Genomic DNA, 17,513 nt, shown 5'->3' on the forward strand with positions numbered 1-17,513 from the left:
CCGAGGATCGGATGTGAACCACATGAGCGGAGAAACGGAACGGCCACCGGCGCTCACGCTGCCGGCGGCGGCCCGCGACCTGATCCGGTCCGGCCCGCTGGCCCACCTGGCGACCGTCAACCCGGACGGCAGCCCGCACCTGACCGGCGTCTGGGTCGGGCTGGACGGGGACGACCTTGTCTTCGCCTCGATGTACGCCTGGCGCAAGACCAAGAACCTGTGGCGGGAGCCGCGTTGCGCGGTCTCGGTCGAGGGCACCGGCATGCACGCCAGTGGCCTGCGCGAATACCTCGTCCTGCGCGGCACGGTGACCGTCGAGGAGGGGAGCGCGTTCGCCCTGCTGCGCCGCCTGGCCTCGGTCTACATGGGGCCCGGCACCGAGTTCCCGCCGGACGAGCTGAGCACGCTCGGCGGCTACGTCATGCGCATGCGGGTGGAGCGGGTCGGCGGGGTCGGCCCGTGGACCGGCGCACCTCCCGGCCTGCCCGAGGACGCGGCCCGCGGCTGACACCACCGCCCCGCACGGCCACCCATCACCCACCGAAGGAGACACGATGCACGACGACGACCGGCGCCGGCGCAACGCCGAGACCATGCGCACCTGGTTCCGCCTGCAGCAGGAGATGAACCTGGACGCCTGGCTGGAGCTGTGGGCCGAGGACGCCTCGCAGAGCATCCCGTACGCCCCGGCCGGCCTGCCCCGCGCCATCACCGGCAAGCGGACCCTCACCGAGCTCTACCGGAGCCTGTTCACGAACTTCAAGGAAATCAACATCCGGGATCTGGTGATCGACCCGCTGCACGACCCGGACCGGGTGCTGGTCCGCTGGCACACCCACGCGCCGCTGACCAACGGCGAGACGTACGAGAACGACCTGATCGGCGTGTTCGAGTTCGACGCCGACGGCCGGATCCGGCACCTCACCGAGTACCTGGACCCGACGCGCGTGAACATCGGAGGCTGAGATGAGCGCGACCGACGGCCGTCCCGTGCTCGCGCACGTGGCCCTGCTCTCCCCGGACATCGACCGCTCGCTGCGTTTCTACCGCGACGGGCTGGGCTTCACCCGCACCTACGGCTGGCGCGAGACCGCCACCCCGGAGGGTGAGGTCGTCTACCGCGGCCGCGGCGTGCTGGTCGAGCTCGGCGGCGGCAGCTACCTGGAGTTCCTGCTCGGCGACCCGGGCGCCGGCACCGGCCCGGTGCACCACATCGCGGTCGCGGTGGACGACGTGGACGCGGCGTACGCGCGCTGCCTGGCGGCCGGCGGGGAGCCGGTCGTCGACGGCGACTGGCGCGGCGACCCGGTCAGCGTCCACATCAAGGGCGACCCGCGGCTGCCGGTCCGGGACGCGTTCGTCCGCGGCCCCAGCGGCGAGGTCGTGGAGCTGTACCGGCCCGGCGGCCCGATCCCGGTCAGCTGACCGTCCGCACCCATCGACCGCATCGACCGACAAGGAGACCACTGTGCGTTACCAGATCCTGGGCAGGTCCGGCGTCCGCGTCTCGGAGGTGGCGCTCGGCACGCTCACCTTCGGCGAGGACTGGGGGTTCGGCGTGGACCGGACCACCAGCGCCCGGTTGCTCGACGTGTACGCCGAGGCCGGCGGGAACTTCATCGACACGGCGAACTTCTACACCGACGGCGACTCCGAGCGGATCGTCGGTGAGCTGCTGCGCGGCCGCCGCGATCAGTTCGTGCTCGCCACCAAGTTCACCGTCGAGACCCGTACCGGCGACCCGAACTCGGCGGGCAACCACCGCAAGAGCCTGACCGGCTCGCTGGAGGCGAGCCTGCGCCGGCTCGGCACCGACCACATCGACCTGCTCTGGGTGCACGCCCGGGACACGCTCACCCCGGTGCCCGAGCTGATGCGGGTCCTCGACGACCAGGTGCGCCTCGGCAAGGTCGGCCACGTCGGCGTCTCGAACTGGCCGGCCTGGGAGATCGCGCAGGCGAACACCCTGGCCGAGCTGCGCGACTGGTCGCCGTTCGTCGGCCTGCAGACCCGTTACAACCTGCTGGAGCGCAGCGTCGAGCGGGAGCTGATCCCGATGGCGAACGGGCTCGGCATCCCGGTCTTCGCCTGGGGCGCCCTGGCCGAGGGCCGGCTCACCGGCAAGTACCTGGACGGCGGACAGGGCCGGCTGACCACCATCGAGCCGGAGGAGCACAGCAAGGTCGGCAGCGACGAGGTGGTCCGCGAGGTCGTCAAGATCGCCGAGGAGGGCGGCTGGACGCCGGCCCAGGTCGCGCTCGCCTGGTTGATCGCCCGTCCGGGCGTGGTGGTGCCGATCCTCGGTGCCACCCGCGAGTCGCAGCTGGCCGACAACCTGGGCGCCACCGCGGTACGGCTGGACGACGCGCAACTGGCCCGGCTGGACGACGCGAGCCGCCCGGTGCTCGGCTTCCCGCAGGACATGCTGCGCCAGGAGGTGACCATCGCGAAGGTGTACGGCGACCGGTGGCGCGACATCGTGGACCGCCGCACCGTCGGCGCCCGGGGCATCAACGACGGGCTGCACCCGGCCCGCTGAGCAGGCTGGTACCGGCAGTTCTATCTTCCGCGGGTTCTGGCTGGCCCCACCCGGCGGTCCTAGCCTCGAACGGTCGGAGTCGCCAGCGACGGAGAGCGGGTGTGCGGTGGAAGAAGGGCCGGTCACGGTCATCGGAGGGGCCGGGCGGATCGGCCGGCGGATCGTCTCGCGGCTGCGGGAGCGCGGCGTGCCGGTCCGGGTCACCACCCGGGACGTGCGCCGGTCCCGGTCGGCGGTGCCCGGCGATGTCCCGCTCGCGCACGCCGACGTGCGCGAGCCGGCGTCGCTCGCGCCGCCGCTGCGGGGCTGCGCGGCCGTGGTGTTCAGCGTCGAGCCCGGCACCGCCGGCAGCGGTCCGGACCGGCCGGAGACGACGATGTTCCAGGGCGTGCGCCACGTGCTGGACGCGGTCGGCCCGGCGGCCCACGTGGTGCTGGTCAGCCAGATCTACGTGACCCGGGCCGACCATCCGCAGAACCGGTACGGCCGGATGCTCGACTGGCGGCTCGCCGGGGAGGAGCTCATCCGGGCCCGCGGCGGGCCGTACACGATCGTCCGGCCGAGCTGGCTGACCGACAGCCGGGGCGCCGGCGAGGCGGTCCGGCTGGAGCAGGGCGACACCGGTGACGGCCGCATCTGCCGGGACGACGTCGCCGACGCGTGCGTGCGCGCGCTGTCCACACCGGCCGCGATCGGCACCACCTTCGAGATGTACAACGTGGCCGGTCCGTCCGCCACCGACTGGGACACGCTGTTCGCACGGCTGCGCCCGGACGGTGCGGTCGCCGGCCGGCGTCCAAGGATCAACGGAACGGAGGTCCCCGATGTCGGGGCACACACCCCGCGCTGACGCGGGCTCGGTCACGCTGCACGACCTCCAGCGGCAGCGGGAGGCGACGATCACCACCTGGGGCCGGCGCACCGGCGTCGAGCACCGGGTCGTGGTCTGGTGGGCCGGCGGCGACGACGGCACCATCTATGTCATGGCCGGTTACGGCCCGCGCACCGACTGGGCGAAGAACAGCATGACCGAGCGGGGCGCCCAGGTGCGGATCGGCGGCCGGCGCTTCACCGCCCGGGCGCGGGTGGTCGAGCGGGGCCCCGAGCACACCGGCGCCGCCCGGGCACTGGGCCGCAAGTACGCGCCCTACCCGGGCGACTGGGAGAACGGGCACATCATCGCGCTGGCGCTGACCGGTGCCTGATCGGCGGCCAGCCTGCCCCCGACAGGTGCAGGCACAGCAGCCCCGGACGGGAGAATACTGACGTCATGAACCGACAGTCCGAACTCGGCGAGTTCCTCCGCTCCCGGCGGGCCCGGCTCCGGCCGGAGGACGCGGGCCTCATCGACTACGGCGACCGGCGTCGCGTGCCCGGTCTGCGGCGCGAGGAGCTGGCCCGCCTGGCCGGCGTCAGCGTCGGCTACTACACCCGTCTCGAGCAGGGCCAGAGTGCCAACGCGTCGGATGCCGTGCTCGACGCGGTGGCCCGGGTGCTGCGGCTCAACGACGAGGAGTGGGCGCACCTGCAGAGCCTGGCCCGGCAGCGGCCGAAGGCGCGGCGGCACGTGCGCGCCGAGCACGTCCGCCCGTCGGTCCGGCAGATGATCGACTCGTTCGTCGGGGTGCCCGCGCTGGTCATCGGCCGTCGCGCCGACGTGCTGGCGTGGAACCGCACGGCACACGCGCTGCTCGCCGGCCACCTCGACCTCGAGGCGCCGGGCAAGCCGTCCACCCAGCCCAACCTGGCCCGGCTGGCGTTCCTCGACCCGCACACCCGGGAGCTGTACGTCGACTGGAAGCGCAAGGCGCGTGACGTCGTCGCGTATCTGCGGGTGTCGGCGGCCCGGTGGCCGGACGACCGGCGGCTGACCGAACTGGTCGGCGAGCTGAGCGTGCACAGCACCGAGTTCGCCGCGCTCTGGTCGACGCACCCGGTGCGCGAGTGCGCGCACAACACCCGCGACTACCAGCACCCGATCGTCGGCGCGCTCACCCTCAGCGACGAACTGCTCCACCTGCCCGACGACGAGGGGCAGCGGGTCGTGGTGCTCAACGCCGAGCCCGGCTCGCCGTCGGCGGCCGCGCTGTCGCTGCTGTCCGGCATGGCCGAGACGCGGGTCCCGGCGCAGCAGGCCGACGGGGTGACCACCCGCCCGGCTGCCGTCCGCTGAGGACCGTCACCTAGCCCGTTCGACCGTCCGCACCGCCGAATCACGTTCGGCGGTGCGGTCGGCCGCGCCTTCCTCCAGCCGCGGAAAATGCCGACCGATTGGCGGCGGTATTGCGTTCGGTTGCCGTATCCGAATGCCTGCGGAATTCGTACCTTCGGCACGACGGAAACAGACTTCCGCCCGTTCTGCGGGCGGTTTTGAAAGGGGAGAGAAAGTGACTGCCGAAAGCAAACTCCGAGCCGCCGTCGCCGAGGCGTCGGACGGCTCCGATTCCCGGCGGAAGATACTGACGCTGATCGTCACCTGCGCGGTCATCTTCCTCGACTCGCTCGACACGTCCACCGTGGGCGTGGCCCTGCCGAGCATCCAGAGCGACCTGGGCCTGTCGGCCTCCTCGCTGCAGTGGCTGGTCTCCGGCTACGTGATCGCGTACGGCGGGTTCCTGCTGCTCGGCGGCCGGGTCGCCGACCTGCTCGGCCGGCGCCGGGTGTTCTTCATCGGCACCGCGGTCTTCGTCGCGGCGAGCGTGCTCGGTGGCGCGGTCTCCTCCGAGGAACTGATCGTCGCGTCCCGGGTCATCAAGGGCATCTCGGCGGCGTTCACCGCGCCGGCCGCGTTCTCGATCATCACCACCACGTTCCGGGAGGGTCCGGAGCGCAACAAGGCGCTGTCCGTCTACGGCGCGACCGCCGCGGTCGGCTACAGCGTCGGCCTGATCGCGTCCGGCCTGCTCACCTCGGTCAGCTGGCGGCTGGTCTTCTTCGTGCCCGGCGTGCTCGCCGTCGGCGTGCTGCTGATGACCCCGGCCGCCGTCCGCCGCGACGTCCCGGCCGACCGCACCGGCCGCTCGTTCGACTTCGGCGGCGCCATCCTGGCCACGTCCGCGCTGCTGCTCCTGGTGTACGCCCTGGTCCAGGCGCCGCTGATCGGCTGGCTCGCCCCGGCGACGCTCATCTCGCTGGCCCTCGCCGTGGTGCTCTTCTCCGCGTTCCTGATCATCGAGAGCCGGCACCACGACCCGACGCTGCCGCTGGGCATCCTGCGGTCGCGCGGCCGGGCGTCCTGCTACGTCGTGGCGCTGCTGCACGGCGCCGCGGCGATCGGCTGGCAGTTCGTCGCGGTGCTCTACCTGCAGCAGATCCTCGGGTACGGACCGTTCCTCACGTCCCTCGCGGTGCTGCCGATCGGGGTCACGATCTACCTGACCGCGCAGTTCCTGACCAGCCGGCTCATCGGCCGGTTCGGCATCCGCGTGGTCTGCATCGCCGGCATGACGATCCAGGCGGTCGCGGTCGGCATGTACGCCCTCGTCGGTCTGGAGGACTCCTACGCCACGCTGGTGCTGCCCGGCCTGATCCTGCACGGCCTGGCCTGCGGCGTGGTCTTCTCGTCGGTCAACGTCGGTGGGGTCGCCGGCGTCGCCGACCACCAGCAGGGCGTCGCGGCCAGCCTGATCGTGGCCGCGTACGCGATCGGCACCGGCGTCGGCGTCGCGGTGATGGCGACCATCATCTCGGCCCGCGCCGCCACCGACGCGCCCGCCGACCTGCTCGGCGCCTACCAGGCCGCATTCGTGGTCGCAGCCTTGCTCGCCCTCCTGGGTGCGGCGTTCTCGGTGTTCGGTTTGCCGGCCGAACGACGGGCGCCGGCCGCGCCGGAGGCGGTCCCCGCGAGCTGACCACCACCCCTGGCCCCGCTTCCCGCCCGCCGACTACGCCCCCCGGGGCGGGGAGCGGGGCCGTTCCGTACCGACGACACGGGGAAGAACACATGATGCGAGCCGGCCGCCGGAGCGTGCTCCTGCTCGGCGCACTGGCCGGGCTGTCCGCCGCCTGCCGGCCCGAGGCCCGCGGTGCCGCACCGGCCGCGCCCGCGCCGGGCGGACCGGACACCGGCTTCACCGACGACCTGCGGATCCCGCCGCTGGCACCGTCCACGATCGATCCGGACGGCGCCCGGCGCTTCGACCTCGGCCTGCGCGCCGACGGGCGCTCGGCGTTCCTGCCCGGCCGCACCACGCCGACGTGGGGCATCGACGGCGACTACCTCGGGCCGACGGTGCGGGTGCGCACCGGTGAGCGGGTCCGGATGACGGTCACCAGCGCCCTGCCCGAGCGCACCAGCATGCACTGGCACGGCATGCTGCTGCCGGCCAGGATGGACGGCGGTCCGCACCAGCCGATCGAGCCCGGCGCCACCTGGCGTCCGGAGTGGACGATCCGGCAGCCGGCCGCGACGCTCTGGTACCACCCGCACGCGCACGGCAGCACCGCCGTGCACGTCCACCGCGGGCTCGCCGGCCTGCTCTACGTCGACGACCCCGGGCGTGCGGGGCTGCCCGACCGGTACGGCGTCGACGACATCCCGCTGATCCTGCAGGACCGCAGCTTCACTCCGGACGGCGCGTTCGTCGAGGACGGCGTGGACAGCGGCACGTACGGGCTGCTGGGCGACACGATGCTGGTCAACGGCGTGCACCGGCCCCGGCTCCGGCTGGGCGTGCGGACCGTACGGCTGCGGATCCTGAACGCCGCGAACGCCCGCGTCTTCCACGTCGGGCTCGCCGACGACCGCCCGTTCCGGGTGATCGGCACCGACGCCGGACCGCTGGACCGGGCGGTGGAGACGACGCGGGTGCGGCTGAGCCCGGGGGAGCGGGCCGAGATCGTGCTGACGCTGGCCGCGGGGGAGCGGGTGACGTTGGACAGCCGGGGGCCGGCGGACGGTACCGAACCGGAGACCGGCGCGTTCCCGTTGCTGCTGATCGAGGTGGCGACCGGGGCCGAGCCCGCGGCCGCGCTGCCGGAGACGCCGGGTCCGGCCCCGGAGCCGTTCCGGGACACCGGCGTCGTCCGGCGGTTCCGGCTGGACCAGCTCGACATCAACGGACGCCGGGGCGATCCCGCCCGCATCGACGAGGTGGTCCCGGCCGGCGCGCACGAGACCTGGGAGATCACCAACGGGCCGTACGCGCACAGCTTCCACATCCACGGCGCCCACTTCCGGGTCCTGGCCACCGAGGGCGCCGCGGCCGGGCCGAAGGACACCGTCTTCGTCCCGCCCGGTGCGTCGCTGCGGCTCGCGGTGCGGTTCGGCACCGACACCGACCCGGCGACGCCGTACATGTACCACTGCCATCTCCTGCGCCATGAGGACGGTGGCATGTCCGGCCAGTTCGTCGTCGTCCCGCCCGGGACCGAGCGGCAGGTCTCCCGGTCGCTGCCCGGGCACCACCACTGAGCGTTCACCGACCCTGGAGGCAGATCGTGGCCGTCCATCCCGTCCGGTTCGGATACAAGGCGTCCGCGGAGCAGTTCGACCCGCGGGAACTGCTCGACCTCGGGATCCTCGCCGAGGAGCTGGGCTTCGACTCCGTGTTCATCAGCGACCACCTGCAACCGTGGCGGCACGACGGCGGGCACGCCCCGGCCGCGCTGCCGTGGCTGGGTGCGCTCGCCGCCCGTACCGCGCGGATCCTCATCGGCACGAGCGTGCTGACGCCGACGTTCCGGTACCACCCGGCGACCGTCGCGCAGGCGTTCGCCACCCTCGGCTGCCTCGCCGAGGGCCGGGTGATCCTCGGCGTCGGCTCCGGCGAGTCGCTCAACGAGGTCGCGCTCGGCACCGAGTGGCCCGCCGGCCGCGACCGGCTGGCCCGGCTGCGCGAGGCGATCGCGCTGATCCGCAGGCTCTGGGCGGAGGACCGGGTGACCGCCGAGGGCGACTACTTCACCACCCGGAACGTGACCATCTACGACCGGCCGCAGCGGCCCGTCCCGATCTACGTCGGCGCGTCCGGCCCGGTCGCGACGCGGTTCGCCGGCCGCGCCGCCGACGGCTTCATCACCACCGGCGGCAAGGGCCGGGAGCTCTACACCGGCACGCTGCTGCCGGCGGTCGCCGAGGGGGCCGCCGCGGCCGGGCGCCGGGCGGACGAGCTGGACCTGATGATCGAGGTCAAGGTGTCCTTCGACCCCGACCGGGAACGGGCCCTGGCCGACACCCGGTTCTGGGGTGCGCTGGCGCTCTCGGCCGAGGAGAAGACCGGCATCGAGGACCCGCTGGAGATGCAGCGGCGCGCGGACGCGCTCCCGCTCGCCCGGGCGGCGTCGCGGTGGATCGTCTCCGACGACCCGGACGAGCACGCCACCCGGGTCGGCGAGTACCTCGACATGGGTTTCCGCCACCTGGTCTTCCACGCGCCGGGTCCGGACCAGCGGGCGTTCCTGCACCGGTACGCCGACGAGATCCTGCCCCGGCTCCGCAAGCACCTCGACGCCTGAGGCGGCGAGGAACACGAAGCGGCCCGGGACCCCCGCCCCGGGCCGCTTCACCGTCTCGCCGCTACGCCGGCCGCAGCCAGAGCACCCCGAGCGGCGGCACCCGCAGCACGGCCGAGACCGGCAGCCCGTTCCACGGCACGTGCTCGGTGTGCGGCCCGCCGGTGCCGGCGACACCGGAACCGCCGTAGGCGTGCGCGTCGGTGTTCAGCACCTCCGCCCACCGCCCGGCGGCCGGCAGCCCGACCCGGTGCTCGCGCGGCGTCGCGGAGAGGTTCGCGACGCAGACGAGCGTGCCGCCGTCCGGCGCGATCCGGGCGAACGCCACCACGTCGGCGCCGCCGTCCTGATCACCGATCCAGCGGAACCCGGCCGGCGTGCCGTCCTGCGCCCACAGCGCGGGGATGCCCCGGTAGGCCGCGTTCAGGTCCGCCACCAGCCGGTGCAGGCCGGCCCGGGCGGGGTCGTCGAGCAGGGTCCAGTCCAGCCCTCGCTCGTGCGACCACTCCCGTTCGTCGCCGAGTTCGGCGCCCATGAACAGCAGCTTCTTGCCCGGGTACGCCCACATCCAGGCGAGCAGCGCGCGGGTGCCGGCCAGCCGGTGCCCCGCGTCGCCGGGCATCTTGCCGGTCAGCGAGCCCTTGCCGTGCACGACCTCGTCGTGGCTGATCGGCAGCACGTAGCGCTCGCTCCACGCGTACGACAGGGGTGCGGTCAGCTCGTGGCGGTGCGCGCCCCGCCGCTCCGGCTCCCGCCCGAGGTGGGTGAGCGTGTCGTGCATCCAGCCCATGTTCCACTTGAACGCGAAACCGAGCCCGCCGTCGGCGACGTCCGCGGTGACGCCCGGGAACGCCGTCGACTCCTCGGCGACCAGCAGCACGTCGGGCCACTCCCGCCGTACCGCGGTGGTCAGCTCGCGCAGCAGCGAGATCGCGTCCAGGTCGTGGTTGCCGCCGTAGCGGTTGGGCAGCCACTCGCCGGGGCCGCGGGAGTAGTCAAGGTAGAGCATCGAGGCGACCGCGTCGACGCGCAGACCGTCCGCGTGGAACTCCTCGCACCAGTAGAGCGCGTTGGCGATGAGGAAGGCCCGCACCTCGTGCCGGCCGTGGTCGAAGACGTAGGTGCCCCAGTCGGGGTGCTCGCCGCGCGTCCCGGCGTGCTCGTACAGCGGCGTGCCGTCGAACCGGCCCAGCGCCCAGTCGTCGCGCGGGAAGTGGGCCGGCACCCAGTCCAGGAGCACGCCGATCCCGGCCCGGTGCAGGGCGTCCACCAGCGTGCGGAACTCGTCCGGCGAGCCGAAGCGCGCGGTCGGGGCGAAGTAGCCGGTGACCTGGTAGCCCCACGACCCGCCGAACGGGTGCTCCATCACCGGCAGGAACTCCACGTGCGTGAAGCCGGTGTCCCGCACGTAGCGCACGAGTTCGTCCGCCAGCTCGCGGTAGCCCAGCCCGGGCCGCCACGAGCCGAGGTGGACCTCGTAGACGCTCATCGGCTCCCGGTGCGGATCACGCCGCGCCCGCCGCGCCATCCACGCGTCGTCGCCCCACGTGTAGGAGGAGCGGTACACCACCGAGGCGGTCCGCGGCGGGATCTCGGTGTGCCGGGCGAACGGGTCCGCCTTGTCCCGCCGGCGGCCGTCCGCGCCCAGGATCCGGTACCGGTACCGGTCGCCCTCGCGGGCGTCCGGCGCGAGCACCTCCCACACGCCGGCGACCTGTCGCATCGGCAGCCCGTCGTCCGGGTCCCAGCCGGTGAAGTCGCCGACCACCCGGACCTCGCGGGCGTGCGGGGCCCACACCGCGAAGACCACGCCGGCGTCGGTGACCCGGGCGCCGAGCGTCGTTACGAGCCGTTCGGACAGCGCGGTCATCCGTCGGCCCGTTCCACGACGAAGATCTGCGCCGGGTACAGGAACGGGTCGAGGCGCAGCGCGTTGCCGGCGGCGCTCCACAGATGCTCCCCGCCGCCGAGCAGCTCGCGCAGCCGGACCTTGTCGTCCCACCCCAGCCCGAGCGCCGGCATGTCCAGGCCCACCGTCGCCCACTGCACCGCGCCGGGGTCGAACGAGCAGGCGACCAGCACCGTGTTCGCGCTGTCCGGGTCCTTCTTGGACCAGACCAGGATCGCCGGGTTGTCGCTGTCGTGGAAGCGCAGGTTGCGCCACCGGTGCAGCGCCGGGTTGTCGCGCCGGATCCGGTTGAGCCGGGTCAGGAAGTCCTTGAGCGAGCGTCCCTCGGCCTCGGCGCGCGCGAAGTCCCGCGGCCGCAGCTCGAACTTCTCGTTGTCGAGATACTCCTCCGCGCCCGGCCGGGCCTCGTGCTCGAACAGCTCGTAACCGGTGTAGACGCCCCAGGACGGCGACAGCATGGCGGCCAGCACCGCGCGGATGCGAAACATCGGCGGGCCGCCGTGCTGAAGGCTCTCGTGCAGGATGTCCGGCGTGTTCGGCCAGAAGTTCGGCGTCATGTAGTGCGCCGAGGCCACGATCTCCTCGCAGTACTCGCGCATCTCCGCCGCGCTGGTGCGCCACGTGAAGTAGCTGTACGACTGGGTGAACCCGATCTTGGCCAGCCCGTGCATGACGGCCGGCCGGGTGAACGCCTCGGCCAGGAAGATCACGTCCGGTGTCTCGCGCTTGACCTCCGCGATCAGCCAGTGCCAGAAGTCCAGCGGCTTGGTGTGCGGGTTGTCGACCCGGAACGCCCGGATCCCCTCGCCAACCCAGTGCCGGACCACCCGGAGGATCTCCGCCCGGATCCCCTCCGGGTCGTTGTCGAAGTTGAGCGGGTAGATGTCCTGGTACTTCTTCGGCGGGTTCTCGGCGTAGGCGATCGACCCGTCGGCGCGCGTGGTGAACCACTCCGGGTGCTCGGTGACCCACGGGTGGTCCGGCGCGCACTGCAGCGCCAGGTCCATCGCCACCTCGATGCCCAGCCCGGCCGCCGCGGCGATGAAGTCGCGGAAGTCCTGCGCGGTGCCCAGCTCGGGATGGATCGCGTCGTGGCCGCCCTCGGCCGCGCCGATCGCCCACGGCGAGCCGACGTCCTCCGGCCGGGCGATCAGCGAGTTGTTGCGGCCCTTGCGGTGGATCCGGCCGATCGGATGGATCGGCGGGATGTAGAGCGTGTCGAAGCCCATCTCGGCCACCGCCACGAGGCGCTTCGTCGCGGTCCGGAACGTGCCGCTCCGGTGGGGCAGCTGGGCGCCCTCCGACCGGGGGAAGAACTCGTACCAGGCGCTGAACAGCGCCTTGGTGCGGTCGACCCGGATCCGGTACGCCTCGGAGCGGGTCACCAGCCGGCGCACCGGCTGCCGCCACAGCATCTCCTCGAGCGCCAGCGCCGGCGCCACCCGCTCGGCGACGGCGAGCCCGTCGTCGCGCAGCGCGGCCACCGCGGCCCGGATCAGCGCCGCCTCGGACGCGCGGCCCTGCCACACGATGCCGTGCAGCAGCGCGGCGCCCTCGGTCAGGTCGTTGGCGAGCTCGGCGGCGCCCTGCCCCGCGTCGAGCTTCTTGGTGACCGCGTCGCGCCAGGTCAGGTACGGATCGTCGAAAGCCTCCAGCAGAAAACTCCACTCACCGACCCCGTCCGGCCGGACCGCCGCGGTCCAGCGGTCGAGCCCCGCGCCGAGCGGTCGCATGCGGACCCGGTCCCGCTCGGTGCCGTCCGGCCCGCGCCAGACCACCTGCACACCGAGCGCGTGGTGCCCCTCCCGGTAGACCACCGCCGAGATGGGCACCAACTCCCCGGCGACGGCCTTCGACGGATACCGGCCCCCCGCCACGACGGGGGCCTCCACTTCGATGGATATGCGTCCAGTCACGGCGTCAACGCTAGGTGTGACGGCGGCGCGGACCGGACGTGCGCGGGGATCGCACGCTCACTCGGGCAACTCGGCGGCACTCCGGCAGGTCGCCGAGGTAGCGATCACAAGCTGTTGGAGCTCGACGCCGTCTCGAGGGCGATCACGTTGCAGACCGAGTTGTCGCCCGGCGCCGGTGTGCCGGGACGGTGCTCCACGACTTGTCGTGCCCCGGCTGCGCGCATCATCCAGGTCAGGGTTCCGAGTCTCCCTCTACTGTGCGTGTCACGGATCCAGTCTTCCAGAGCCACGCATTGCGTTGTATCGCGCCGGAAGCTACAAGCGTCGTGGCTGCAGATCGTAATGCGGCCAAGGCCGCCGGGGACGGCCCGTGATCAGGCTACGGGCTGGCATCCGACATCAACGATGAAGGGGTGCGGCCGCGCCCCGACGCCCTCGCCCATGATCTCGCGCCGGTACCGGCCGCACGTCTCCCCGCACGAGGCTTCAGACGAGGATGACTCGTACGCACAGCAAACGAACCACGCCTCGGCGACCGAACCGCCGAGATGATCCATTCCCTGCGCCCCTGCTGACGGCCGAGCCGTTCCTACCGGCATGATGTGCCGCTGTGGAAACGTGTCCCCAGTGCGCCGCCGGCCTCGTCGCGCCCGGTGGTGGGCCGCCGTGGTGTCCCGCCTGTGAGTGGAACCTCGGTGCGTACGACGAGCGGCGGGTGCCGGAACTGGGATGGCGTGGGCTGGACCGGCGTGCGCACCGGCTCGCCTACCGGCTGACGACGGGCCCGTCCCGCGCCGGTGGGCACGCGCGGTGGCTGCTGCTGGGCGCGTCCGTGTTCCTCCTGGCCGCGATCGCGGGAATGGTCGGGCTCGGTGCCTGGATCGTCTACACGACCTGGCTCAGCTTCGCCACGGTGTTCGGCGTGCTGCTGTTGCTCCTCGGGTACGTGCTGCGGCCGCGCCTGGGCCGCCTCGACCGGGACGCCGACCGCCTGGAGCCGGCGAGCGCGCCGGCGTTCTTCGCGCTGCTGCGTCGCGTCGCCGAGGCCACGGGTGCGCCGATGCCGGACGTCGTCATGGTGGACAGCCGGCTGAACGCCTCCGCGTCCGCGGTCGGGCTACGGCGGACGAAGGTGCTGACCGTCGGCCTGCCGCTGTGGGCGGTGCTCGCGCCGCAGGAGCGGGTCGCGCTGCTCGGGCACGAGCTCGGCCACTTCGTCAACGGGGACGTCCGGCGTGGGCCGCTGACCGGCGTCGCCACCCGTACCCTCGGCGAATTGTCGTTGATGTTGCGCCCCGGAGCGCCGAGCGGCGGTTCACTGCTCATGATGGCCGCGGACGTGCTGGCGCGGGCGGTGCTGCGTGTTGCGCACACGGTCACGGTCGCGGCGCGGGTGTTGCTGGTGTGGCTGAGCATGCGGGAGAGCCAGCGCGCCGAGTACCTCGCGGACGACCTGGCGGCCCGCGCGGCCGGCACCGAGGCGGCGGCCTCCCTCCTCGACCTGCTGGCCCGGTCCGAGACGCTGGGCATGTACGTGCGGCGGGACGCGCGCGCCGGGCTGTCCCCGGCGGCGGCGCGGGCCTCGGTGGCGGCGCTGCGGGTCGCGGATCCGGTCGTGCGGCAGCGCTCGATCCGCGAGGAGGTGTCGATGTTCGCCAGCCACCCGCCGTCCGGGCTGCGGGCGCGCCGGATCGCCCGGCTTTCACCGGCGGCGCCCGCGGTGCTGCTCACGGACGCCGACGACACCGCGATCGACGCGGAACTGGACAGGCGGTACGCGTCCGCGCGGCGGGAGATCGCGATCGGCGGCTGAGCGGATCAGGACGCGGCGGCGTTCCTGGTCCTACGACGGTCCTCGGCCGCCGGAAGGCGTTCCCCGACTCAGGGGGCGGACAGGGCCGCGGTGGGTGTCATGCGCGCGGCCCGCACGGAGGGGTGGAAGCCGGCCAGTGCGCGAACCAGCAGCGCGCCGTCCAGCGCCTCGGCCGGGATCACGACGGGCCACGCGTGGGAGGCCGCGTAAGCGGCGGTGCTCAGGCTGCCCAAGGCGATGCCCGCCAGGCCACCCAGCGCGGACAGGGCGGACAGGGTGATCGACTCGGTCAGGAACCGGGCACGGATGTGACCGCGGGCGGTGCCGAGTGCCCACCGCAGTCCGATCTCGGCGCGCCGTTCGAGAACGGAGATGACCATGGTGTTGGCGACGCCGATCCCGCCGACCGGGAGGGTGACGCCGGCCGGCGCCAGGAGCAGCGAGGAGGAGGCGCTGTCGGTGACCCGCTCGGCGGCCGCCGAGCTGTCGGTGTGGGATCTGACTACGGGCGAACCCATCTCGAATCTCTACGTCGAAGGCTGGACCGGGGACGTCCGGACCGCGGTGGTGGACGGGCGTACCGTCGCCTTCGACGTGGTCGAATGCTTTGAATTGGGAACCGCCAGCCGTTGGTGGGCCGAGACCGATGGGACGTTCGGGCCTGCGGGATCCGGCTCCCGATGCCACCGCACCGCATGCCGGCGCACCGCACGCCGGCGCACCTCATCGGGGGAGGCTCGATTCGAGGCGCGTCTCACATCATGAAATGGAGCCGGTGGCCGATAGGACGGCCATGTCGCGGTTCGGTCTGGCAATCACCTCGCTGGCGCGCAAGGCAGCCGTCGGTTGCGCGGTGCTGCTCTGCATCGGCCTGGTAGCGGGCGCCGCGGTCTACCTGTCGACCACGCAGGCGTCGACGCGGCAGAGCGTACTGAACGCGTTCGACGACCGGGCCCGGCTGGCCGCCGCCCTGACCGGGGACACGCTGCTGGCCAGCGACCCGAAGACCCGCGAGTGGGCGACCAAGGCGTTCGCGGGCCCGGTCGCCGGGTTGGACGCCGCACTCGCCGCGGGTTCGGACGCATCCACTCCATGGCTCGCGGTGCTGAACGCCCAGGGAACGCTGCTCGGGGCGTCGTCGGCATCACACGCCAAGGCCGCGGCGGCAATGCGTGCCGACAGCGGATTCCGCCGCGCGGTGGAGTCGGGCACGATCGCGTTCGGCGACGTGGTGACCGGCACCGGCCCCGCGATGGTGCACGCCTTCCAGCCATATCCGGCGTTCGGCGACGTGGTGACCGGCACCGGCCCCGCGATGGTGCACGCCTTCCAGCCATATCCGGCGCTCGAAGGCACGCGGGTACTGGTGGTGCCGGTCACGGTGGACAGCCTACGGCTGCTGCTGCGTAGCGTCCTCAGCGTCACGGAGAGCCGGTCGTACCTGGTCGACGGCACCGACCAGGTGATCGTCACCGCGGCCGAGACGGAGACCGGCGCTGACGTGCGCGACGCCCGGCTGATCGCCGCGGCGGGGAAGACGGGCCAGGGCACGGTAGGGGACGACCACTTCTTCGCGGCCGCGGTGTCAGGCAGCGACTGGCGCACGATCGTGGTGGCCTCTCGTGCCACGCTGCTGGCCCCGGTCGACAGCACCGCTCGCGGGGCGTGGCTGGTCTTCACGGCTTTTGCCACCGCGGTGCTGCTGGTGCTGCTCATCGGTGCCAGCACGCTCACCAGTTGGGCGCGCCTCGCGCATGCCCGGTTGCACGACCCGCTGACCGGGCTTCCGAACCGGACCCTCTTCCTGGCCAGAACCGAGGCCGCCATCGCGCGACGGCGCCGGCAGGAGCCGTCCGGGAGCGGCCCGGTGGCAGCGCTGTTCCTCGATCTCGACGGCTTCAAACCGGTCAACGACACCTACGGCCACGCGGTCGGTGACGCGCTGCTGGTGCAGGTCGCGGCGCGGCTCGTCGCCGTGACCCGCCCGAAGGACTACGTGAGCCGGTTCGGCGGCGACGAATTCCTGGTGCTGTGTTCCGGCCTGGATGACGAGAACGACGCCTACGCCGTTGCGGACCGCATTCGGGAGGAACTCACCGAGCCGTACGACGTGAACGGTCACCACGTGCGGATCGGGACCTCGATCGGCATCGCCGTCCTCGACACCCCCACCGAGCAAGCCGATACCTTGATCAATAAGGCCGACCTGGCTCTGTACCGTGCGAAGAGCAACGGCCGAGGCCGCATCGAGCGCTACGTGCCCGACCTGGCCGACGCATGACCCGTTGAACGCTGGACCGGCCGACCGTCCGCCGTCGCCGGTTCGGCCCGCTCGCCCGAGGCCGGTCCGCCGTGACCCCGTGCCGTCACCGACCCCGGACCCCGGCGCACCAACGGGGGCATGCGTTGCACCGGCTCCATGGCTGACAAAGACTCGTCACCGCGGCCGGCCCGCTCACTGTGGCCGACCCGGCCGCGGCGCGTCATCACCGGCCGGCACCGCGGCGCGTCATCACCGGCCGGCACCGCGCGGCTCCCTCGACCCGGTGGTGACCGGCTGTGCTTCGCGTCAACCGCATCAAGGCACGGCCGACGCCGGACGATACGCAATTCCGGGGGCATCCATGGACGTGCGGGCGTCGAGGGCCGATAGTCGAGCTCATGATCTTGCGATCGCTCCCCGGGGCCGCCGTCTCCCGCCCGACGATGGCGGCCGCGTCGCTCCTTCCGGCCGTACCCGCTGCGGCCTCCCCGGAGACGCTGGTCGACTTCGTGGCGCTCGGCGACTCGTACGCCGCCGGAACCGGCTCGCACCGTTCCCCGGCGGGCCTACCGCATTCTTGAAGCGGATCGGCCGGAGAGGTCGACGAGCGATGAGAGGTG

Annotated in this window: 16 protein-coding genes; 13 read left to right on the plus strand and 3 right to left on the minus strand. The window is 72.9% G+C overall.

The annotated features are described in order from the left end of the window. Nucleotides 1–22: 22 nt before the first annotated feature. The 10 genes from J2S44_RS39070 to fgd all read left to right on the plus strand — a co-directional run bounded on the left by J2S44_RS39070 (nucleotide 23) and on the right by fgd (nucleotide 8,995). Nucleotides 23–508 (plus strand): PPOX class F420-dependent oxidoreductase, encoded by a 486-nt coding sequence (locus J2S44_RS39070; protein WP_310425008.1) that lies wholly within the window; start codon nucleotides 23–25, stop codon nucleotides 506–508. Nucleotides 509–554: 46 nt separating this feature from the next. Further along, the gene (locus J2S44_RS39075; protein ID WP_310425011.1) at nucleotides 555–965 is read left to right on the plus strand and encodes a nuclear transport factor 2 family protein; all 411 of its coding nucleotides are present in this window, start codon (nucleotides 555–557) and stop codon (nucleotides 963–965) included. A gap of 1 nt (nucleotide 966) precedes the next feature. Beyond that, on the plus strand, nucleotides 967–1,425 hold the full coding sequence (locus tag J2S44_RS39080) for a VOC family protein (RefSeq protein WP_310425013.1): 459 nt from the start codon (nucleotides 967–969) through the stop codon (nucleotides 1,423–1,425). Nucleotides 1,426–1,468: 43 nt separating this feature from the next. Beyond that, entirely contained in the window at nucleotides 1,469–2,539 is a 1,071-nt protein-coding gene (locus J2S44_RS39085; protein ID WP_310425017.1) for an aldo/keto reductase, read from the plus strand. Nucleotides 2,540–2,645: 106 nt separating this feature from the next. Next, entirely contained in the window at nucleotides 2,646–3,389 is a 744-nt protein-coding gene (locus J2S44_RS39090) for an SDR family oxidoreductase (RefSeq protein ID WP_310425020.1), read from the plus strand. Next, nucleotides 3,364–3,744 carry a nitroreductase/quinone reductase family protein gene (locus J2S44_RS39095; protein WP_310425023.1) on the plus strand — a complete coding sequence of 127 codons (381 nt, stop codon included), beginning with the start codon at nucleotides 3,364–3,366 and terminating at the stop codon, nucleotides 3,742–3,744. The genes J2S44_RS39090 and J2S44_RS39095 overlap by 26 nt, the downstream gene beginning before the upstream one ends. Nucleotides 3,745–3,809: 65 nt before the next feature. Continuing rightward, complete coding sequence (locus tag J2S44_RS39100) at nucleotides 3,810–4,712, plus strand: helix-turn-helix transcriptional regulator (protein WP_310425026.1); 903 nt, start codon at nucleotides 3,810–3,812, stop codon at nucleotides 4,710–4,712. Between the two features lie 214 nt (nucleotides 4,713–4,926). Beyond that, complete coding sequence (locus J2S44_RS39105; protein ID WP_310425028.1) at nucleotides 4,927–6,390, plus strand: MFS transporter; 1,464 nt, start codon at nucleotides 4,927–4,929, stop codon at nucleotides 6,388–6,390. Between the two features lie 92 nt (nucleotides 6,391–6,482). Then, the gene (locus tag J2S44_RS39110; protein ID WP_310425030.1) at nucleotides 6,483–7,952 is read left to right on the plus strand and encodes a multicopper oxidase family protein; all 1,470 of its coding nucleotides are present in this window, start codon (nucleotides 6,483–6,485) and stop codon (nucleotides 7,950–7,952) included. Nucleotides 7,953–7,978: 26 nt separating this feature from the next. Further along, nucleotides 7,979–8,995: a glucose-6-phosphate dehydrogenase (coenzyme-F420) gene (gene fgd / locus J2S44_RS39115; protein ID WP_310425032.1), complete on the plus strand. Its 1,017-nt coding sequence runs from the start codon at nucleotides 7,979–7,981 to the stop codon at nucleotides 8,993–8,995. Between the two features lie 61 nt (nucleotides 8,996–9,056). Here fgd and glgB read toward each other — a convergent pair whose 3' ends face one another. Together glgB and J2S44_RS39125 are read right to left on the minus strand one after the other, a co-directional pair. Continuing rightward, nucleotides 9,057–10,862 carry a 1,4-alpha-glucan branching protein GlgB gene (gene glgB, locus J2S44_RS39120; RefSeq protein ID WP_310425035.1) on the minus strand — a complete coding sequence of 602 codons (1,806 nt, stop codon included), beginning with the start codon at nucleotides 10,860–10,862 and terminating at the stop codon, nucleotides 9,057–9,059. Continuing rightward, nucleotides 10,859–12,817 carry an alpha-1,4-glucan--maltose-1-phosphate maltosyltransferase gene (locus J2S44_RS39125; RefSeq protein ID WP_310425038.1) on the minus strand — a complete coding sequence of 653 codons (1,959 nt, stop codon included), beginning with the start codon at nucleotides 12,815–12,817 and terminating at the stop codon, nucleotides 10,859–10,861. The genes glgB and J2S44_RS39125 overlap by 4 nt, the downstream gene beginning before the upstream one ends. A 610-nt stretch (nucleotides 12,818–13,427) precedes the next feature. Here J2S44_RS39125 and J2S44_RS39130 point away from each other — a divergent pair. Continuing rightward, on the plus strand, nucleotides 13,428–14,630 hold the full coding sequence (locus tag J2S44_RS39130) for a M48 family metallopeptidase (RefSeq protein WP_310425040.1): 1,203 nt from the start codon (nucleotides 13,428–13,430) through the stop codon (nucleotides 14,628–14,630). Between the two features lie 68 nt (nucleotides 14,631–14,698). Here the strand turns inward: J2S44_RS39130 and J2S44_RS39135 are convergent, their stop codons facing one another. After that, entirely contained in the window at nucleotides 14,699–15,148 is a 450-nt protein-coding gene (locus tag J2S44_RS39135; RefSeq protein ID WP_310425043.1) for an ABC transporter permease, read from the minus strand. Between the two features lie 248 nt (nucleotides 15,149–15,396). Between J2S44_RS39135 and J2S44_RS39140 the strand changes: the two genes are divergently transcribed. Together J2S44_RS39140 and J2S44_RS39145 are read left to right on the plus strand one after the other, a co-directional pair. Next, the gene (locus J2S44_RS39140; RefSeq protein WP_310425046.1) at nucleotides 15,397–16,911 is read left to right on the plus strand and encodes a diguanylate cyclase domain-containing protein; all 1,515 of its coding nucleotides are present in this window, start codon (nucleotides 15,397–15,399) and stop codon (nucleotides 16,909–16,911) included. 380 nt (nucleotides 16,912–17,291) lie between these two features. Continuing rightward, a complete protein-coding gene (locus J2S44_RS39145) occupies nucleotides 17,292–17,474 on the plus strand; it encodes a hypothetical protein (protein WP_310425050.1) in 183 nt (60 codons plus the stop codon). Nucleotides 17,475–17,513 lie beyond the last annotated feature (39 nt).

Source organism: Catenuloplanes niger, assembly GCF_031458255.1.
GTDB classification, from domain to species: domain Bacteria; phylum Actinomycetota; class Actinomycetes; order Mycobacteriales; family Micromonosporaceae; genus Catenuloplanes; species Catenuloplanes niger.